Origin of the sequence: Conexibacter sp. DBS9H8 (assembly GCF_023330685.1) — a bacterium.
GTDB lineage: Bacteria > Actinomycetota > Thermoleophilia > Solirubrobacterales > Solirubrobacteraceae > Palsa-465.
This window is the reverse complement of sequence record NZ_CP097128.1, coordinates 2,502,323-2,519,339: the sequence shown is the minus strand read 5'-3', so window position 1 is coordinate 2,519,339 and position 17,017 is coordinate 2,502,323. Positions and strand designations below refer to the sequence as shown.

Here is a 17,017-nt window from a genome sequence, read left to right as displayed (position 1 = left end):
GGTCGCGGACCCATGTCACACACGATCGTTCTTCTCCCGGGGGACGGGATCGGTCCCGAGATCACCGCCCCGACCGTGACGCTGCTCGAGCGGCTCGGACTCGACCTGCGCTTTGAGGAGCATCGCTTCGGCGGGGCAGCCATCGATGCCGACGGGGCTGCGCTCACCGACGACACCCTTGCCGCGTGCGCCAACGCCGACGCCGTCCTGCTCGCCGCCGTCGGCGGACCCAAATGGGACAGCACGGATCCCCAGCGGCCGCGCCCCGAGCAGGGCCTCCTCGGCCTGCGCAAGGGCCTGGGTCTGTACGCGAACCTCCGGCCCGTCAAGCCGATCCCGGCCCTGTCGGCGGCCAGCCCGCTCAAGGGGGAGGTGATCGCCGGAACCGATCTGCTCGTCATCCGGGAGCTCACCGGAGGCATCTACTTCGGGGAGAAGACGCGGACGGCCACTCAGGCGAGCGACCTGTGCACCTATACCGCCGCTGAGATCGAGCGGATCGCCCGCGTCGCCTTCGAGGCCGCGCGCGGACGCTCAGGGCGGGTCGCCTCCGTTGACAAGGCCAACGTGCTGGAGACAAGCCGCCTGTGGCGGGAGGTCGTGCACACGCTGCACGCCGCCGAGTACGGCGATATCGAACTCACCGACGTGCTCGTCGACAACGCCGCGATGCAGCTTGTCTCGCACCCCTCCGGGTTCGACGTGCTCGTCACCGAGAACATGTTCGGCGACATCCTCTCGGATGAGGCCGCGACGCTCACCGGCAGCATCGGCATGCTCCCGAGCGCGAGCCTCGGCGCCCCCGGTGCCCCGGGTGTGTTCGAGCCGGTCCACGGTTCGGCCCCCGACATCGCCGGCCAGGGGGTTGCCAATCCCCTCGCGATGTTCCTCTCTGCCGCCCTCCTACTCCGTCACGGCCTCGGTTTGGAGGACCCGGCGGCGGCGGTAGAATCAGCGGTTCACCAGGCCCTGGCCGACGGCCTCAGGACACGGGATCTGGGCGGTTCCGCGTCGACGGCGCAGGCCGCGCAGGCCGTACTCGCACACCTGTAGGCGTCCGGCCACGGTCGCCACAAGCAAGGAGAAACGACGTGGATCAAGCGGACCTCATCTGGCAAAACGGGGAGCTCGTTGCCTGGGAGGACGCGAAGGTACACGTCCTGACCCACGGTCTGCACTACGGCACCGGCGTCTTCGAGGGGGTCCGTGCGTACGAAACGTCGCGCGGATCGGCGATCTTCCGCCACGCCGACCACATCGATCGGCTCTTTCAGTCCGCCGCGCTCTACTACATGGACATCCCGTTCTCCAAGGCGGAGATCCGCGAAGCCGCCCACGACCTGCTCAAGGCCAACGGACTGCGCGAGTGCTACCTGCGGCCGATCGCCTTCCGGGGGTATGGCTCGATGGGGCTCAACCCGCTCGCGGCCCCGGTCGAGGTCGCAATCGCCGCCTGGCCGTGGGGTGCCTACCTCGGCGAAGACGCCAAGCTCGCCGGGATCCACGCGAAGGTCTCCTCCTGGCGGCGGATGTCGGCCGACGCGCTCATTCCCCACGCCAAAGCCTCCGGCCAGTACCTCAACTCGATCCTCGCCAAGCTCGAGTCCCTCAAGGCCGGCTACGACGAGGCGATCATGCTCGACGACCACGGCTTCGTCTCCGAGGGCAGCGGGGAGAACATCTTCGTCGTGCGCAACGGTCAGCTGCTCACCCCGCCCCAGTCGGCCGCGATTCTCGACGGGATCACGCGCGCTTCGATCATCGAGATCGCCCGGGACTGCGGTTTCGAGCTGATCGAGCGCAACATCGCCCGGGCCGAGTTGTACGTCGCTGACGAGGTGTTCCTCACCGGCACCGCCGCTGAGCTCGTGCCGGTGACCAGGGTCGACGATCATGTCGTGGGTGACGGTGAGCGGGGACCGATCACCGCCCAGGTCGCCGACGTCTTCGAGCGGGCGCTGCGTGGACTGGACGACCGTTATGCCGCCTGGCTCGACATCGTCGACGTGCCCGCCGCCAGCGCCGCACCCTGACGCCACCGGCGATCGATGACGCGGATCGAGCTCTACGACACGACCCTGCGTGACGGCATGCAGGGGGAGGGAATGTCGCTGTCGGCGCATGAGAAGCTCCGGGTCGCCCATACCCTCGACGAGCTCGGCATCGACGTCATCGAGGCCGGCTTCCCCAGCTCGAACCCGAAGGAACTCGAACTGTTCGGGCTGCTCAGCGCCGAGCGCTTCGACCACGCGCAGGTGGCGGCATTCGGCATGACGCACCGCAAGGACCTCAGCGCCGCCGAGGACCCGGCACTCGCGGTGCTCGCGGACTGCTTTGCCCCGATCGCCACGATCGTCGGCAAGACGTGGTCGCTGCACCTTGAGAAGGTCGTGAAGGTGAGCCCGGCCGAGAATCTCGCGATGATCGCGGACTCGGTCGCGTTCCTCGTCTCCGCGGGGAAGCGGGTGATCTACGACGCCGAGCACTTCTTCGACGGCTTCTGTGCCGACCGCGAGTACGCGCTCGCCTGCCTGATGGCGGCCGCACGCGCCGGAGCCGACACGGTCGTCTGCTGCGACACCAACGGTGGCTCCCTGCCCGAGCAGATCGCCGAGGCGATCGCTGCCGTCCGAGCCACGCTTCCTCCGGCGGTGGCGGTCGGAATCCACTGCCACGACGACGCCGGACTCGGGGTGGCCAACACGCTCGCGGCCGTCACGGCCGGTGCCCGGCAGGTCCAAGGCACCCAGAACGGTTACGGGGAGCGCTGCGGCAACGCGAACCTCACGACCGCGGTGGCGAACCTCCAGCTCAAGCTCGGCTACGCGTGCGTCAGGCCGGACCAGCTTGCCCAGCTCACCGCCGCATCCGGCTTTCTCAACGAGCTGCTCAACCTCGCCCCCAATCCAGATCAGCCCTACGTGGGACGCAACGCCTTTGCCCACAAGGGAGGCATGCACGTGGCCGGCATCGCAGCCGACCCGGCCACCTTCGAGCACATCGACCCGGTGCTCGTCGGCAACAGTCGCGACGTCCTCGTCTCCGAGCTGTCGGGCCGCGGGACGATCCTCGCACACGCCGAGCGCGCCGGGATCTCGCTTGAGGACAACGTCGCCGCCCGCGTCCTCGAAGACGTCAAGGAGCGTGAGCACCGGGGCTATCACTATGAGGCGGCCGACGGCTCGCTCGAGCTCCTGTTGCGCAAGGCCACCGGGGACTACGAGCCGCTGTTCGTGCTCGAGTCCTGGCGGGTGATCGTGGAGAAGCGCGCCGAGGACCGTGTCGCCACGGAGGCGACGGTGAAGCTGTGGGCGCCGCCCGGCCCGGACGCCGTGCGCTACGTCCAGACCGCCGAGGGCAACGGGCCCGTCAACGCCCTCGACGCGGCGCTGCGCGGCGCGCTCGCGGCGATCTACCCCGATCTGGCGGGCATCGAGCTGGCGAACTTCAAGGTGAGGATCCTCGACGGCAACAAGGGAACGGAGGCCGTCACCCGAGTGCTGCTTGACTCGACGGGCGAGGACGGCCGCGAGTGGGGCGCCGTTGGCGTCTCCGCCAACGTGATCGAGGCCTCCTGGGAAGCGCTGCTTGACTCACTCGAGTACGGGATGCAGACCGCGTCCACCCATGCCGCCCGGGGAGCCCGGCTGGCGGGACGCGAGCCGTGAGCGAGCCCGGCGGCCCGCTGCCGCTTGCCCAACCTGTGCTCGGGGCCCGCGAGGAGGAGCTTGTGCTCGAGGTGCTCCGCTCCGGACACCTCTCGCTCGGCCCGCGTCTGGCTCGGTTCGAGCACGCGTTCGCTGACCGCGTCGGCGCAGTCCACGCGAGCGCGGTGTCCTCGGGGACCGCCGGACTGCACCTCGCCCTGCGCGCCGTCGGGGTGGCTCCCGGGACCGAGGTGGTCACCACACCGTTCAGCTTCGTCGCCTCCGCCAACGTCGCACTGTACGAGGGAGCGACCCCCGTGTTCGCCGACATCGACCCCGTCACCCTCAACCTCGATCCCGATGCTGCGGCCGCCGCGATCGGGCCGCGGACAGCCGCCCTTCTGCCCGTGCACGTGTTCGGATACCCGGCTGACCTGGCCGCCCTCGAAGGCCACGGGCTGCCGATCGTCGAGGATGCCTGTGAGGCGCTCGGCGGCACCTATGCCGACACCGGGGAGCGGGTCGGGAGCCGCGGACATCCGGCCGTGTTCGGGTTCTACGCGAACAAGCAGATCGCCACCGGCGAGGGCGGCATGGTCGTGTGTGCCTCCCCGGCCCAGAAGGAGCGGATCGACAGCGAGCGCAACCAAGGGCGCGCGCCGGACATGGGCTGGCTCGACCATGATCGCCTCGGTTTCAACTACCGACTCTCTGACCTTCACTGCGCCCTTGGCATCGCCCAGCTTGAGCGGCTCGATGCCATGCTCGCCGACCGCGCCCGAGTGGCGGCGCTGTACCGCCAGTACCTCGGTGCGCTGACGGACCGCGGGCTCGGGTTGCCCTGCGCCGACGGAGTCGGTGGGAGCGCGGCTCGTCGCGGGTGGTTCGTCTTCGTCGTCCAACTGCCCTCCGGGCAGGACCGCGATGCGACGGTGCGCGCCCTGGCGGAACGCGGCGTACCCGCCAAGCCGTACTTCCCCGCCATCCACCTGATGTCCTACTACCGCGAGCGATTCGGCTATCGGTCCGGCCAGTTTCCCGTGACTGAGGAGGTCTCCGCGCGCTCCCTTGCGCTCCCGTTCTTTCCGGCGATGACCGAGGCGCAGGTGGCGACCGTCGTCGCCGCTCTCACCGCGGTGCTCGGGCGCGTCGCGCCGACGTGACGGCGAGTGACCGGGCAAGACGATCTGACGAGCCCGGTCGCGGTGGCGCCGCCCTTCATCGGCCGGCGTCGCCTCGGCCGAGCATTCTTCGCCCGGCCGGTGCTGACCGTTGCCGCCGAGCTCATCGGCTGCGTCCTTGCCACGGGCGATGCGGCCGGGGTGATCGTCGAAACCGAGGCCTATCACGACTCTGAGCCCGCCTGCCATGCCCACGTCGGCCTCACCGCACGGACCGCGACCCTGTTCGGGCCGCCGGGAATCGCCTACGTCTACCGCTCCTACGGGGTGCACGCGCTCGTCAACGCCGTCTGTGAGCCGGAGGGAGTGGGGGCGGCGGTGCTCATCCGCGGCCTCGAGCCGGTCTGGGGACAGGAGCGGATGGCTCTGCGCCGCCGAATCGACTCTCTGACGATGCCGCCGCGCAGCGACCGCGCCCATGCCCGCGCTCTGTGCGCGGGTCCTGGGCGGCTCAGCCAGGCGCTCGGGATCACGCTCACGGACAACGGGAGCGAGCTCAGTCGGGGACGGCTGAGCATCTTGTCCCGGGGCCCTGGCTGGGAGGAACCGGAGATCACCACGGCCACGCGGATCGGCATCACCAAGGCTGTCGGTCTGCCTTGGCGGTTCTGTGCGGTTCAGTCGGCGTGCGTATCGGTACCTCCGCGCTGAGCGCCGCCTCGGCCGGCCCGTCGTGAGGGCGCGCTCAGCCCCCGAGGCCGGCGCCTCCGGAGCTTGCGCCGCCGGTGCCCGTGGTTGGGGGGGGCGGCGACCCGCCGGTGCTGGTGCCCGGGGTGGTGCTGACCGGCGCGGCCGGGGTGGTACCGGCCGGGGTGACGGGGGTCGTACTGGCAGGCGTCGTGGTCGCCGGGGTCGTGCCGGCTGGACCGTTACCCGCTGGAGTGGTCACGGTCGCCGGGGGGGTGGCGGCGCCCACCGCCCCCGATGGAACCGTCGCGGAGGAGGGAGCGCTGCTCGATCCGCCGGCGGTGACGGCCGTTGCCGTCGATGAGCCGGCGCTGGTCTGAGCGCTCGTCCCCGAGGACTGCCCAGCTAGGAGGTTCAGCGCCGCTTCCGTGTAGGCCTTCCAGATCTCTGCGGGAAAACTGCCGCCGACGACGGGCTGGCCGTTCCAGTTGGTAAGCATCGCCTTGCCGCTGTTGGGGTAGCCCATCCACACGCACGTCGTCAGCTGCGGGGTCCAGCCACAGAACCAGGCATCGACCTCGTTGTTGGTCGTACCCGTCTTACCGGCCACGTCGACTCCCGGAATCGCCGCCAAGCCGCCTGTGCCTGTCGCGACGACCCCTTGCAGCAGGCTGTGGATCGTTGCGGCGACGCTCGCGGACATGACACGCCGGTCCGTTGGGTGGTTGACGATGTCATGCTGGGCGCACGCGCCACACCCGGCGATCGAGTGGATTCCGATCGGGCCCTCGTCGACGTCGCCGAGGATCGGGTTGTAGACCTTCTCGCCCCCGTTGGCAACCGTCTCATACGCGTGGGTGAGGTCGAGGTTCGAGACTCCCTGGCTGAGCCCGCCGATGATCATCGCCGGGTTGGTGGAGACCGGGGAACGGATCCCGAGCAGGTGCGCCTGGCGCGCGATGTTGACGGTCCCGACGTGCATGCCGACCTGGACGAACACGCTGTTGTCTGACACCGCAGTCGCCTGGGCAAGCGTCGTCGGGCCGGTGTAGACGTTGGCGTAGTTATGGACGATGAAGTGCCCGATTGCGCCGTCAGGCTGGCGGAAGGGGATGTCGAGCGGGTGCGAATCGATGATCGAGCTCGGCGTGTAATCGCCGGTCCCGAGCGCCTGAGCGAGCGTGAAGAGCTTGAAGGCCGACCCGGGCTGGCGGTACCCGAGCGTCGCGAGGTTGAACGGGTCCGCCTGGTAGTCGCCGTTGCCTGACACCATCGCCCGGACCTCGCCGGTTGCATTGTCGATCGAGATGAGTGTCGCCGACGGGCCGTGGGCCTGGGCGATGAACTCGTCGACGGCCTGCTGGGCGGCCTGCTGCATCGCGAGGTTGATTGTCAGCTTGATCTTGAGCCCACCGTAGTAGGCCTCGTACGGGGCGATCTTGGCCGGGACCCCCTCTCGCTCGAGCGCGGTGATGATCTGGGGGCGGACCCAGCTGGTGAAGTACGGCGCCGACGGAGGCTCGGCGGGCTGCTGGATGTCGTTGACGGTCGGCAGCGGACGGGCGTTGGCGTGGGTGAAGACCTGGCGGGTGATGTAGCGCTGGGCGAGCATGTCCGACAGGACGAGGTTGCGGCGGGCGCGGGCGGCGCTCGGGTAGTAGAGCGGATTGAACCCGCCGGGGTTTGCGACGATTCCGGCGAGCAGAGCAGCCTGATAGGGCTTGAGCAGGCTCGCACAGGATGGCAAGTGAGGGTTCTGGACGGTGGCCGTCCCGCACCGGCCTGCGCTCGGGTCGGTTGGGTCATACCCCAACTGCTTGCCGAAGTAGATCCGGGCGGCGGACTCGATTCCGTACGCACCGTTGCCGAAGTAGATGATGTTGAGGTACTGGGTGAGGATCTTGGTCCGTTTCCAGCGGTGGACGAGCTGGAAGGCGAGTCCGGCCTCCCGCAGCTTCTCGAGGATCGTCCGGTTGTTCTGCTCGGCCAAGGCGTTCTTGACGAACTCCTCAGCGATCGTCGACGCACCCTGGGTCGGCCCCCCGGCGATGTCGTTGAGGAAGGCCCGGGCGATGCTCTTGAGATCGATCCCCGGGTCGGTCCAGAAGTGCTTGTCCTCCACCGAGACGATCGCGTGGACCATGTTCTGAGAGATCTGGCTCCAGCGGTCGATCACCGGCTGGTTGGGCGGGGCGAGGACCCCGATCGGCTTGCCCGTGTCGTCGTAGAGGACCGAGTCGACGTTCGCCTGATACTGCACCTGGTTGGAGAGCTGTGGCAGGTCGGACGCGACCGCTGTCAACATCCCGAACACGGCGGCGATCCCGGCGATCACCAGCAGGCTCAGGGTGACGACCACGACCCGAAGCTTGCGCAGGCGCGGGCGCGGTCCCTCTCCCCGGCGTCGAACCCGCTCGCGTCGCGGACCGCTGACGGTGAGCGATGGCGGGTCCACGCCAGCGCCACGAGCCGGCCGGTCGGTGAAGGTGTGATCTTCGACGGTCATATCAGCGGTGCCAGGCCCAGCGTTCGACCCCCAACCCGGGGAGCGGTCAGACTGCCCGGACCGAGAGACGGCGCAGGAGCGAGTGCGGTGGCGGCAACCGGGGCGAGCAGTTTAGACCCCGGACGGACGTCGCGTGTGGAGGCTCTGCGCTACCAGGCACCGACGCGCGCATCTGCACGGTCGCGGCCGTCGGGTGCCGCGACCGAGTCGGCCTCTAGGATGGCGGCCATGGACGAGCGCTCGACACCCGGCGGCGCCGCCCGCTGGCTGACCCGCAACAGCGTCGAATGTCTTCCCGATGGCGACCTCGAGCGCAAACTCGCCGAGGGGCGGCCCCTCCGAGTCAAGCTCGGAGTCGATCCGACGGCCCCCGATCTCACGCTCGGCCACACCGTGGTCCTCCAGAAGCTCGCAGAGTTCCAACAGCTCGGTCACACCGCGGTGCTGATCATCGGTGATGGCACCACTCAGGTCGGTGATCCGAGCGGTCGCTCGAGCACCCGGCCGATGCTCGATCCGGAGCAGATCGCCGCCAACGCCGCCACCTACCAGGAGCAGGCGTTCAAGATTCTCGACCGCGACCGCACCGAGATCCGCCATAACGCCGACTGGCTGATGATGGGGATGCCGGCGCTCTTTCGCCTGCTCTCCACGACGACCGTCGCGACCGTCGTCGAGCGCGAAGACTTCGCGCGCCGCCTGGCGGACAGAACCCCGATCTCGATGCTTGAACTCCTCTACCCGCTTCTGCAGGGATACGACTCCGTCGCCGTCCGGGCCGACGTCGAGCTCGGAGGCACCGACCAGACCTTCAATCTGCTGATGGGCCGCTCGATTCAACGAGCTTACGGGCTCCCCGGCCAGGCGATCCTCACCGTTCCGCTGCTCGTCGGGACCGACGGTGAGAAGAAGATGTCGAAGTCACTGGGCAATTACGTCGGGGTGGCCGAACCCGCCGCCGAGATCTACGGCAAGACGCTGTCGGTGCCCGATGCGGCACTTCCTCAGTGGTATGACCTCCTCCTCGGCGAGCCACTGCCAACGGACGTATCCCCCCGCGACGCCAAGCGCGCGCTTGCGAGGGCGCTGGCGGACCGTTTTGCCGGCCCCGGCAGAGGAGCGGAGGCGGAGGCCGCCTTTGATCGCGTCTTCGTACGCGGTGAGCTGCCGATTCAGGTCCCCGAGTTCCACTACGACACGGGTGGGGAGGCGGTCCACCTGCCGGCGCTGATGGCCGCCGCCTTTCGCCTCTCAACGTCCGAGGCGCGCCGACTGCTGAGCCAAGGCGGCGTCCGGCTCGACGGAGAACCGCTGGCCGCCGAACCACTGGACCGCGACGCCGTCGCCCTTGGCGGACGGGTCCTCTCCCTCGGCAAGCGCCGACACGTCCGGTTACACCTCACCTGATCCGGCCCGGTGCGCTGCGAGGTCGACGCCGCCCCAGCGCACCGAGCCGCAGGGCGGGCACGCGATGTTGGGCGGTCCATGAGCCCGGACAGGACCGAAGACTGAGGGGATTTGCAGGCTGAACACCGGGCCGGGAGAACTGGGAAAAAAGTTTTCGCGGCGATCGGCGTGACCCCTGCTACCTTTGCCGACCGCAGAAGAAGTCCGGCCGGTTCGGGCGCTGCGGAGGACAAACCGCCCACGGGTCGTTTTACTCCGCCGACTCGAATGGCTATACTCCTCTGCCTGCCTCGTGGCCTCGGCCACGGGCGCCGAAACGAGAGAAACCCTCTCACGGAGGCGCGGCGGTCTTTGAAAACTCAACAGCATGCGCACCTCGGCCATACGCCTAGTAGGCCGAAGGTGTGTCCAGGTTCGACACCGTCTCGGAGCGCCCGGTCATACGGGGGCATCCGAAAAGACGGTGCCAAGATTGAACCCGTCTCGTGTTGAGAGCTCACCGTGTACATCGAGCTCTCCGACGCCGCTTCTCTCTGAGAGGTTGGCCGGTACACGAGGGCCTCATAACCTCTGCCAAGAGGGAGGCCCAAGACTCGCATCGCTCGCCGGAGGCCAAGCGCCTACGGAGATGAGGACGCGAGCTCTTTGACAGCTTTTCGTGAGCCGGCCGCACAACGGCCGGCAGCAGTTCTTCACGGAGAGTTTGATCCTGGCTCAGGACGAACGCTGGCGGCGTGCCTAACACATGCAAGTGGAGCGACGAACCGGGCTTCGGCCCGGGGCAAAGCCGCGAACGGGTGAGTAACACGTGGGTAACCTGCCCCGATAACCGGGACAACCCGTCGAAAGACGGGCTAATACCGGATGTGCCCTCCAGCCGTAAGGCCGGCGGGGAAAGGAAGCTTCGGCCTCCGTATCGGGATGGGCCCGCGGCGCATTAGCTAGTTGGTGGGGTAACGGCCTACCAAGGCGACGATGCGTAGCTGGTCTGAGAGGACGATCAGCCACACTGGGACTGAGACACGGCCCAGACTCCTACGGGAGGCAGCAGTGGGGAATCTTGCGCAATGCGCGAAAGCGTGACGCAGCAACGCCGCGTGGGTGAAGACGGCCTTCGGGTTGTAAAGCCCTTTCAGTTGGGACGAAGCTTTGCCGGTGAATAGCCGGTTGGAGTGACGGTACCTTCAGAAGAAGCCCCGGCTAACTACGTGCCAGCAGCCGCGGTAATACGTAGGGGGCTAGCGTTGTCCGGAATCATTGGGCGTAAAGCGCGTGTAGGCGGCTTGACAAGTCTGCTGTGAAAGTCCAGGGCTCAACCCTGGAATGCCGGTGGAAACTGTCGAGCTAGAGTCCGGAAGGGGAGTGTGGAATTCCTGGTGTAGCGGTGAAATGCGCAGATATCAGGAGGAACACCAATGGCGAAGGCAGCACTCTGGGACGTGACTGACGCTGAGACGCGAAAGCGTGGGGAGCAAACAGGATTAGATACCCTGGTAGTCCACGCCGTAAACGATGGGTACTAGGTGTGGGGGGTGTCGACTCCCTCCGTGCCGACGCTAACGCATTAAGTACCCCGCCTGGGGAGTACGGCCGCAAGGCTAAAACTCAAAGGAATTGACGGGGGCCCGCACAAGCAGCGGAGCATGTGGTTTAATTCGACGCAACGCGAAGAACCTTACCTGGGCTTGACATGTTTCTGACCGCCGTGGAAACACGGTTTCCCTTCGGGGCAGATTCACAGGTGGTGCATGGCTGTCGTCAGCTCGTGTCGTGAGATGTTGGGTTAAGTCCCGCAACGAGCGCAACCCCCGTCGCATGTTGCCAGCATTTAGTTGGGGACTCATGCGAGACTGCCGGTGACAAACCGGAGGAAGGTGGGGATGACGTCAAGTCATCATGCCCCTTATGTCCAGGGCTACACACGTGCTACATTGGCGCGTACAGAGGGCTGCAAGACCGCGAGGTGGAGCGAATCCCTTAAAGCGCGTCTCGGTTCGGATTGCAGGCTGAAACTCGCCTGCATGAAGGCGGAGTTGCTAGTAATCGCGGATCAGCATTGCCGCGGTGAATACGTTCCCGGGCCTTGTACACACCGCCCGTCACACCATGGGAGTGAGCAACACCCGAAGCCGGTGGCCTAACCCGCAAGGGAGGGAGCCGTCGAAGGTGGGGCTCGTGACTGGGGTGAAGTCGTAACAAGGTAGCCGTAGCGGAAGCTGCGGCTGGATCACCTCCTTTCTAGGGAGTCTGCCTTGAGCAGGCGCACCAAGCCCGGCCGGCAATACCGTCGGTCGAGTCAGTGGCAATAGGTGGAACCTCGAGTTCCCCGGCTTCTGCAGAGATTGGTACTAGAGATGTCGACCGGACCTGGAAGGCCGCACTGTTCATGAGAAGCCAGCTTCTCAGTCCGCAGGGGCGGCCGCATGCTGTTGAGTTTTGAGAGACCGGCACTCAGTCCGAGTGCGGTGCCTCTTTGCGGACCTTGAAAACTGCACAGTAGCCAATGTAAACGGGTATCACCGGGCGACGGCTTTGCCGTCGTCTCGGACGGCGCACCATCCTTACGGTGCGTCGTTGAATAGATCACCGTCAAGATAGTAAGGGCACATGGTGGATGCCTTGGCACCAAGAGCCGACGAAGGACGTGAACGACTGCGATAAGCCGCGGTGAGGCGTTGAATAGCCTTTGACCCGCGGATTTCCGAATGGGGAAACCCGGCGCCTCTAATCGGGCGTCATCAACTGCTGAACACATAGGCAGTTGGAAGGCAAGCGGGGGAAGTGAAACATCTCAGTACCCCGAGGAAAGTAAATCAAACGAGACTCCCTGAGTAGTGGCGAGCGAAAAGGGACCAGCCCAAACCGCTGCGCTTGCGTAGCGGGGTTGTAGGGCGGCTCATTGTGGAGTTACAAAGTTGTGTGGTAGTCGAATCGTGTGGAAACGCGAACCAAAGAGGGCAACCGTCCCGTAGACGAAACTGCACGACCTCCCGAGCCGTACCTGAGTAAGTCCGCACCCGTGAAACGCGGACTGAATCTAGGGGGACCACCCTCTAAGGCTAAGTACTCCTTGGTGACCGATAGCGGACTAGTACCGTGAGGGAAAGGTGAAAAGTACCCCGGAAGGGGAGTGAAATAGTACCTGAAACCATGTGCCTACAAGCGGTGGGAGCGGGCTTGTCCCGTGACCGCGTGCTTTTTGCATAACGAGCCGGCGAGTTAGTCGTCTGCGGCAAGGTTAAGCGATGAGCGGAGCCGTAGCGAAAGCGAGTCCGAATAGGGCGAATCAGTCGTAGGCGCTAGACCCGAAGCTGAGCGAGCTACCCATGGGCAGGTTGAAGCGGGGGTAAGACCTCGTGGAGGACCGAACCGACCTAGGTTGAAAACTGGGCGGATGACCTGTGGGTCGGAGTGAAAGGCTAATCAAGCTCAGTGATATCTGGTTCTCTCCGAAATATATTTAGGTATAGCCTCGGTTCAATTCCGTGGCGGCCGTAGAGCACTGTTTGGACTAGGGGCCCTACCAGGTTACCGAATTCAGGCAAACTCCGAAGACCGTCACGGCTACACCGGGAGTCAGTTGCTGGGGGATAAACTTCAGCGTCAAAAGGGAAACAGCCCAGACCGCCAGCTAAGGTCCCTAAGTTGTGGCTAAGTGGTAAACGATGTTCGAGTGCATAGACAACCAGGAGGTTGGCTTAGAGGCAGCCACCCTTGAAAGAGTGCGTAACAGCTCACTGGTCAAGTGTTCGAGCGCGGATAATGTAACGGGGCTCAAGCCACACACCGAAGCTGCGGGTGCGTATTTATACGCGCGGTAGGAGAGCGTTCCCAGGGCAGTGAAGCGGCGGGGTAACCCAGCCGTGGAGGCCTGGGAAGTGAGAATGCCGGCATGAGTAACGAAAGAGGGGTGAGAATCCCCTCCGCCGATTGCCCAAGGATTCCTGAGTAAAGTTCGTCTGCTCAGGGTTAGTCAGGACCTAAGGCGAGGCCGAAAGGCGTAGTCGATGGCCAACAGGTTGATATTCCTGTACCACGTCGTGACCGTTTGACCGATGGGGGGACGGGGAAGGCTATGGGATCCCAGGCGATGGTCGCCCTGGGGTAAGCGTGTAGGGGTGGAGCCAGGCAAATCCGGTTCCGCATAACCCGAGGCGCGATGCCAGCTGGCTTTGAGCCGGCGAGTCCCGGACGCCATGCCTCCAAGAAAAGCCTCTAGGGAGGTCACGCGTGCCTGTACCAAAACCGACACAGGTGGGCAAGTGGAGAACACTAAGGTGATCGAGATAACCCTCGTTAAGGAACTCGGCAAAATCGCCCCGTAACTTCGGGATAAGGGGCGCCCTAGTAGGGTGAAGCGACTTGCTCGTGGAGCCCGAGGGGGCCGCAGTGAATAGGTTCAAGCGACTGTTTACCAAAAACACAGGTCTCTGCTAAGTCGTAAGACGACGTATAGGGGCTGACGCCTGCCCGGTGCCGGAAGGTTACGTGGAGGTGTTAGGAGCAATCCGAAGCACCGAAACTAAGCCCCGGTAAACGGCGGCCGTAACTATAACGGTCCTAAGGTAGCGAAATTCCTTGTCGGGTAAGTTCCGACCTGCACGAATGGCGTAACGACTTGAACGCTGTCTCAACGAGGGGCTCGGTGAAATTGCAGTCTCGGTGAAGATGCCGAGTACCCGCGGCTAGACGGAAAGACCCCGTGAACCTTTACTACAACTTGGTATTGGGGTTCGATGCATCTCGCTCAGGATAGGTGGGAGCCTTGGAAGCACTGACTGCGGTTGGTGTGGAGGCAACCTTGAGATACCACCCTTGGTGTATTGGATCTCTAACTGCGCGCCGTGAATCCGGGCGCAGGACAGTGACAGGCGGGTAGTTTGACTGGGGCGGTCGCCTCCCAAAATGTAACGGAGGCGCACAAAGGTTCCCTCAGCACGGTCGGAAATCGTGCGTAGAGTGTAAAGGCAGTAAGGGAGCTTGACTGCGAGACAGACATGTCGAGCAGGTACGAAAGTAGGTCTTAGTGATCCGGCGGTAGCAAGTGGAAGCGCCGTCGCTCAACGGACAAAAGGTACTCCGGGGATAACAGGCTTATCGGGCCCAAGAGTCCACATCGACGGCCCGGTTTGGCACCTCGATGTCGGCTCGTCGCATCCTGGGGCTGAAGTAGGTCCCAAGGGTTGGGCTGTTCGCCCATTAAAGCGGTACGCGAGCTGGGTTCAGAACGTCGTGAGACAGTTCGGTCCCTATCTGCCGTGGGCGTTGGAGAATTGAGTGGATTCGTCCCTAGTACGAGAGGACCGGGATGAACGCACCTCTGGTGTAGCTGTTGTCCTGCCAAGGGCATCGCAGCCTAGCTACGTGCGGATCGGATAACCGCTGAAAGCATCTAAGCGGGAAGCCGGCCACAAGATGAGTTCTCCCATCTCCCAGAGAGAGTAAGACCCCTGGTAGACCACCAGGTTGATAGGCCAGATCTGGAAGGGCGGTAACGTCCGTAGGAGACTGGTACTAATGGGTCGAGGGCTTGACGGTTTACATCTTTGTGATACCGACTCCTCGTCCGCGCCACGAGCGCGACATGCAAGGCGAGAGAGCGGGCGCGTGCGCCCGGCATTGGTTACTGTGTGGTTTTGAAGGTCCGCATGAGGGACTCTCGTCCTAGGCGGGCGGACTCTCGACAATTTCCGGTGGCTATGGCGAGGGGGAAACACCTCTTCCCTTTCCGAACAGAGCCGTTAAGCCCCTCAGCGCCGATGGTACTTGACCCGAAAGGGTCCGGGAGAGTAGGTCGCCGCCGGTGTCTTCTGCAACGGGCCGCCCGAGGGCGGCCCGAAGCGTTTAACGTCATGTGCGACTGTGGCCGGTGAAGGTGGCGATTGGAGCTTCGCCCGTGTGCCGGTGACCTCAGCCTGCCGTGTCGCCGATGGCCGAAGCTGGGTCGATGCTGCGTGGCACGAGCGGGGTGACGACGGCTCCGCCGGCATCGTGCTCGCTCAGGCGGCTCCGTCGGCGTTTGAGCGGGCGCGTCAACCGGCTGATATCAGCGATGTGCGGCTCGAGGCGGGCGACCGCTGCGCTTACCTCGTGCATCCCATCCGCGAGGACGCCGAGCTCCCCGCGCATGTCGCGGACCTCCTGCTCGAGGGAGTCGACCCCGGTGCGCATGAGGACAACCTCGCCGTCCAGGTGGATGATGTGCTCCTGGATCGAGCGGAGTGCGACGACGATCTCCGGGAGAGCGCCGAGGAGCATGACGGCGTCATTGAGCCGATCGTTGAAGAAACCCGCGCCGGGAAGGCTGCCCACACCGGGCAGGCGCCGTCGACTTGTGTCGACCGGTTCATTGGTGTACATGGCAAAGCACCTGCCCTCTCACTCGGTGGCCTCCGAGGCGCCAACGTGGCGCCGCGCTCCGGAGGTTGTCTCTCTCCTCATACACAATGGCAGCTGAGGCGGATGCCGTGCCGCGCTCATCCATTCTCCATCGGCAGACGATCTCATTCCCCTGAGCGTGGGGTTTGAATCAAAACCTCGGCTGTGACAGCGCCAAGGGCCGGTCGTGGGAGCGGTGATCGCGCCGCGGCGCCGGTGACACGGGCGGGCCGCTCAGCGGGGTGCGGCGGCGCGCGGTCGCTTTCCGGCGCGCGGAACGGGGCATAGGCAGACGGGTTCAGCGGGAGGCACGCCTCCGGGACGGCGAACCCCGCCGGCACCGGTGGAAGACAGCTCACCCCGGCGGTGGGGGTGGGCGCGGTGATAGGTGAGGAGGTCCTCCTCATAGACGTGGAGAGGCAGGTCGGCCCCGAGGATGTCCTCGCTGAAGTCCTGCCACCAGAGGCTGAGGCTATGCACGAAGGTACGGAACATGTGTTCGCAACGCTAGCCGGGGGGTCGGACGGAAGCGCCCGCGAGGCTGCACGTTTTCACCCAACCTGGCGCCGCGCAGGCCCAGAGGCCGGCCGGGCTCGTGGTCGGGCAGATCCTGTGCCGCCAGGGCGGGGGCACAGGGTCGGCGACGTTTTGCGTCGCCCCTGCGTGTCGGTCCCCGTGGGGAGGCGCGGCTCAGCGTCAGGCAGCGTGGGCGATGCCACTCACGCGGCTGCCACAGACGAACGCGGGCCCGCTGGAGAAGCGCGTCGCGACCGTGTACTGGACGCGTGCAGCGCGCGGGCTGAAGAAGCGCCCGACGAGGGTGAAGGCGGTCGTCCCGTCAACCTTGCCGTCCGGAGCCGTCGAGGCCACCTTAAAGGCGTAGGAGAAGCTGCCGTTGGGCCGGATCGTGATGGGGCCCGCCGGTTTCGCCACGGCGTGACCGGAACCACAGTAGTAGCTGTAGTGGGCGAGGAAGTCGACGATCCTGGCCGGGGTAGTGCCCTTCCGGTCGGTGACCGTGAACGAGAAGCGCTGGCGCCCGGCCGGAGAGCGGTAGCACTGCTCCTTGGGGGCCTTCGGGCAAGGGGCATTGTTGTAATACTGCCTACCGGAGCCCTCATAGATGGCTGCGCGGACGGTGCGAGCCGCGAGCGCCGCGGCGGTCAGCGCGACGGGGACCGTGCCGCATACAAGTGCGAGGACAAAGCCCCGGTATGCCCACGATCTCGCCATCCCGCCGTTATACCACCTGACGTCGCGGCCGTGGGGTT

General features: G+C 65.6%; 10 protein-coding genes and 3 rRNA genes. 9 read left to right on the top strand and 4 right to left on the bottom strand.

The annotated features are described in order from the left end of the window. Nucleotides 1-12 precede the first annotated feature (12 nt). The 5 genes from leuB to M3M55_RS11975 are packed head-to-tail and all read left to right on the top strand — an operon-like array spanning nt 13 to nt 5,479. Nucleotides 13-1,053 carry a 3-isopropylmalate dehydrogenase gene (leuB, locus tag M3M55_RS11995; protein ID WP_249009737.1) on the top strand — a complete coding sequence of 347 codons (1,041 nt, stop codon included), beginning with the start codon at nt 13-15 and terminating at the stop codon, nt 1,051-1,053. A gap of 38 nt (nt 1,054-1,091) precedes the next feature. Then, nucleotides 1,092-2,033 carry a branched-chain amino acid transaminase gene (locus M3M55_RS11990; protein ID WP_249009736.1) on the top strand — a complete coding sequence of 314 codons (942 nt, stop codon included), beginning with the start codon at nt 1,092-1,094 and terminating at the stop codon, nt 2,031-2,033. A 15-nt stretch (nt 2,034-2,048) separates the two neighbouring features. Then, nucleotides 2,049-3,668, top strand: a complete 1,620-nt coding sequence (cimA, locus tag M3M55_RS11985; RefSeq protein ID WP_249009735.1) for a citramalate synthase — start codon at nt 2,049-2,051, stop codon at nt 3,666-3,668. Beyond that, on the top strand, nt 3,665-4,810 hold the full coding sequence (locus M3M55_RS11980) for a DegT/DnrJ/EryC1/StrS aminotransferase family protein (protein ID WP_249009734.1): 1,146 nt from the start codon (nt 3,665-3,667) through the stop codon (nt 4,808-4,810). The genes cimA and M3M55_RS11980 overlap by 4 nt, the downstream gene beginning before the upstream one ends. A gap of 42 nt (nt 4,811-4,852) precedes the next feature. Beyond that, nucleotides 4,853-5,479, top strand: coding sequence for a DNA-3-methyladenine glycosylase (locus tag M3M55_RS11975; protein ID WP_249009733.1), 627 nt, complete (start codon nt 4,853-4,855; stop codon nt 5,477-5,479). A 34-nt stretch (nt 5,480-5,513) separates the two neighbouring features. Here M3M55_RS11975 and M3M55_RS11970 read toward each other — a convergent pair whose 3' ends face one another. Next, on the bottom strand, nt 5,514-7,814 hold the full coding sequence (locus tag M3M55_RS11970; protein ID WP_249009732.1) for a transglycosylase domain-containing protein: 2,301 nt from the start codon (nt 7,812-7,814) through the stop codon (nt 5,514-5,516). Nucleotides 7,815-8,189: 375 nt separating this feature from the next. On the opposite strand from M3M55_RS11970, the gene tyrS reads away from it, so the two are divergent. The 4 genes from tyrS to rrf all read left to right on the top strand — a co-directional run bounded on the left by tyrS (nt 8,190) and on the right by rrf (nt 15,174). Then, on the top strand, nt 8,190-9,368 hold the full coding sequence (gene tyrS, locus M3M55_RS11965; RefSeq protein ID WP_249009731.1) for a tyrosine--tRNA ligase: 1,179 nt from the start codon (nt 8,190-8,192) through the stop codon (nt 9,366-9,368). Between the two features lie 691 nt (nt 9,369-10,059). Then, nucleotides 10,060-11,606, top strand: a 16S ribosomal RNA gene (locus M3M55_RS11960). A gap of 349 nt (nt 11,607-11,955) precedes the next feature. After that, a 23S ribosomal RNA gene (locus M3M55_RS11955) occupies nt 11,956-14,906 on the top strand. Between the two features lie 151 nt (nt 14,907-15,057). Further along, a 5S ribosomal RNA gene (gene rrf / locus M3M55_RS11950) occupies nt 15,058-15,174 on the top strand. Together the 16S, 23S and 5S rRNA genes form the textbook arrangement of a ribosomal RNA operon. A 104-nt stretch (nt 15,175-15,278) precedes the next feature. On the opposite strand, the gene M3M55_RS11945 is transcribed toward rrf, so the two are convergent. The 3 genes from M3M55_RS11945 to M3M55_RS11935 all read right to left on the bottom strand — a co-directional run bounded on the left by M3M55_RS11945 (nt 15,279) and on the right by M3M55_RS11935 (nt 16,979). Next, nucleotides 15,279-15,728: a hypothetical protein gene (locus M3M55_RS11945; RefSeq protein ID WP_249009730.1), complete on the bottom strand. Its 450-nt coding sequence runs from the start codon at nt 15,726-15,728 to the stop codon at nt 15,279-15,281. Nucleotides 15,729-15,980: 252 nt separating this feature from the next. Continuing rightward, nucleotides 15,981-16,241 carry a hypothetical protein gene (locus M3M55_RS11940; RefSeq protein ID WP_249009729.1) on the bottom strand — a complete coding sequence of 87 codons (261 nt, stop codon included), beginning with the start codon at nt 16,239-16,241 and terminating at the stop codon, nt 15,981-15,983. 201 nt (nt 16,242-16,442) lie between these two features. Then, nucleotides 16,443-16,979 (bottom strand): hypothetical protein, encoded by a 537-nt coding sequence (locus tag M3M55_RS11935; protein WP_249009728.1) that lies wholly within the window; start codon nt 16,977-16,979, stop codon nt 16,443-16,445. Nucleotides 16,980-17,017 lie beyond the last annotated feature (38 nt).

What these genes read in the sequence shown, in the direction of transcription:
- tyrS (WP_249009731.1), top strand. Translation starts at nt 8,190, where the DNA reads ATGGACGAGCGCTCGACACCCGGCGGCGCCGCCCGCTGGCTGACCCGC.
- M3M55_RS11935 (WP_249009728.1), bottom strand. Translation starts at nt 16,979, where the DNA reads ATGGCGAGATCGTGGGCATACCGGGGCTTTGTCCTCGCACTTGTATGC.
- M3M55_RS11945 (WP_249009730.1), bottom strand. Translation starts at nt 15,728, where the DNA reads ATGTACACCAATGAACCGGTCGACACAAGTCGACGGCGCCTGCCCGGT.
- leuB (WP_249009737.1), top strand. Translation starts at nt 13, where the DNA reads ATGTCACACACGATCGTTCTTCTCCCGGGGGACGGGATCGGTCCCGAG.
- M3M55_RS11940 (WP_249009729.1), bottom strand. Translation starts at nt 16,241, where the DNA reads ATGTTCCGTACCTTCGTGCATAGCCTCAGCCTCTGGTGGCAGGACTTC.
- cimA (WP_249009735.1), top strand. Translation starts at nt 2,049, where the DNA reads ATGACGCGGATCGAGCTCTACGACACGACCCTGCGTGACGGCATGCAG.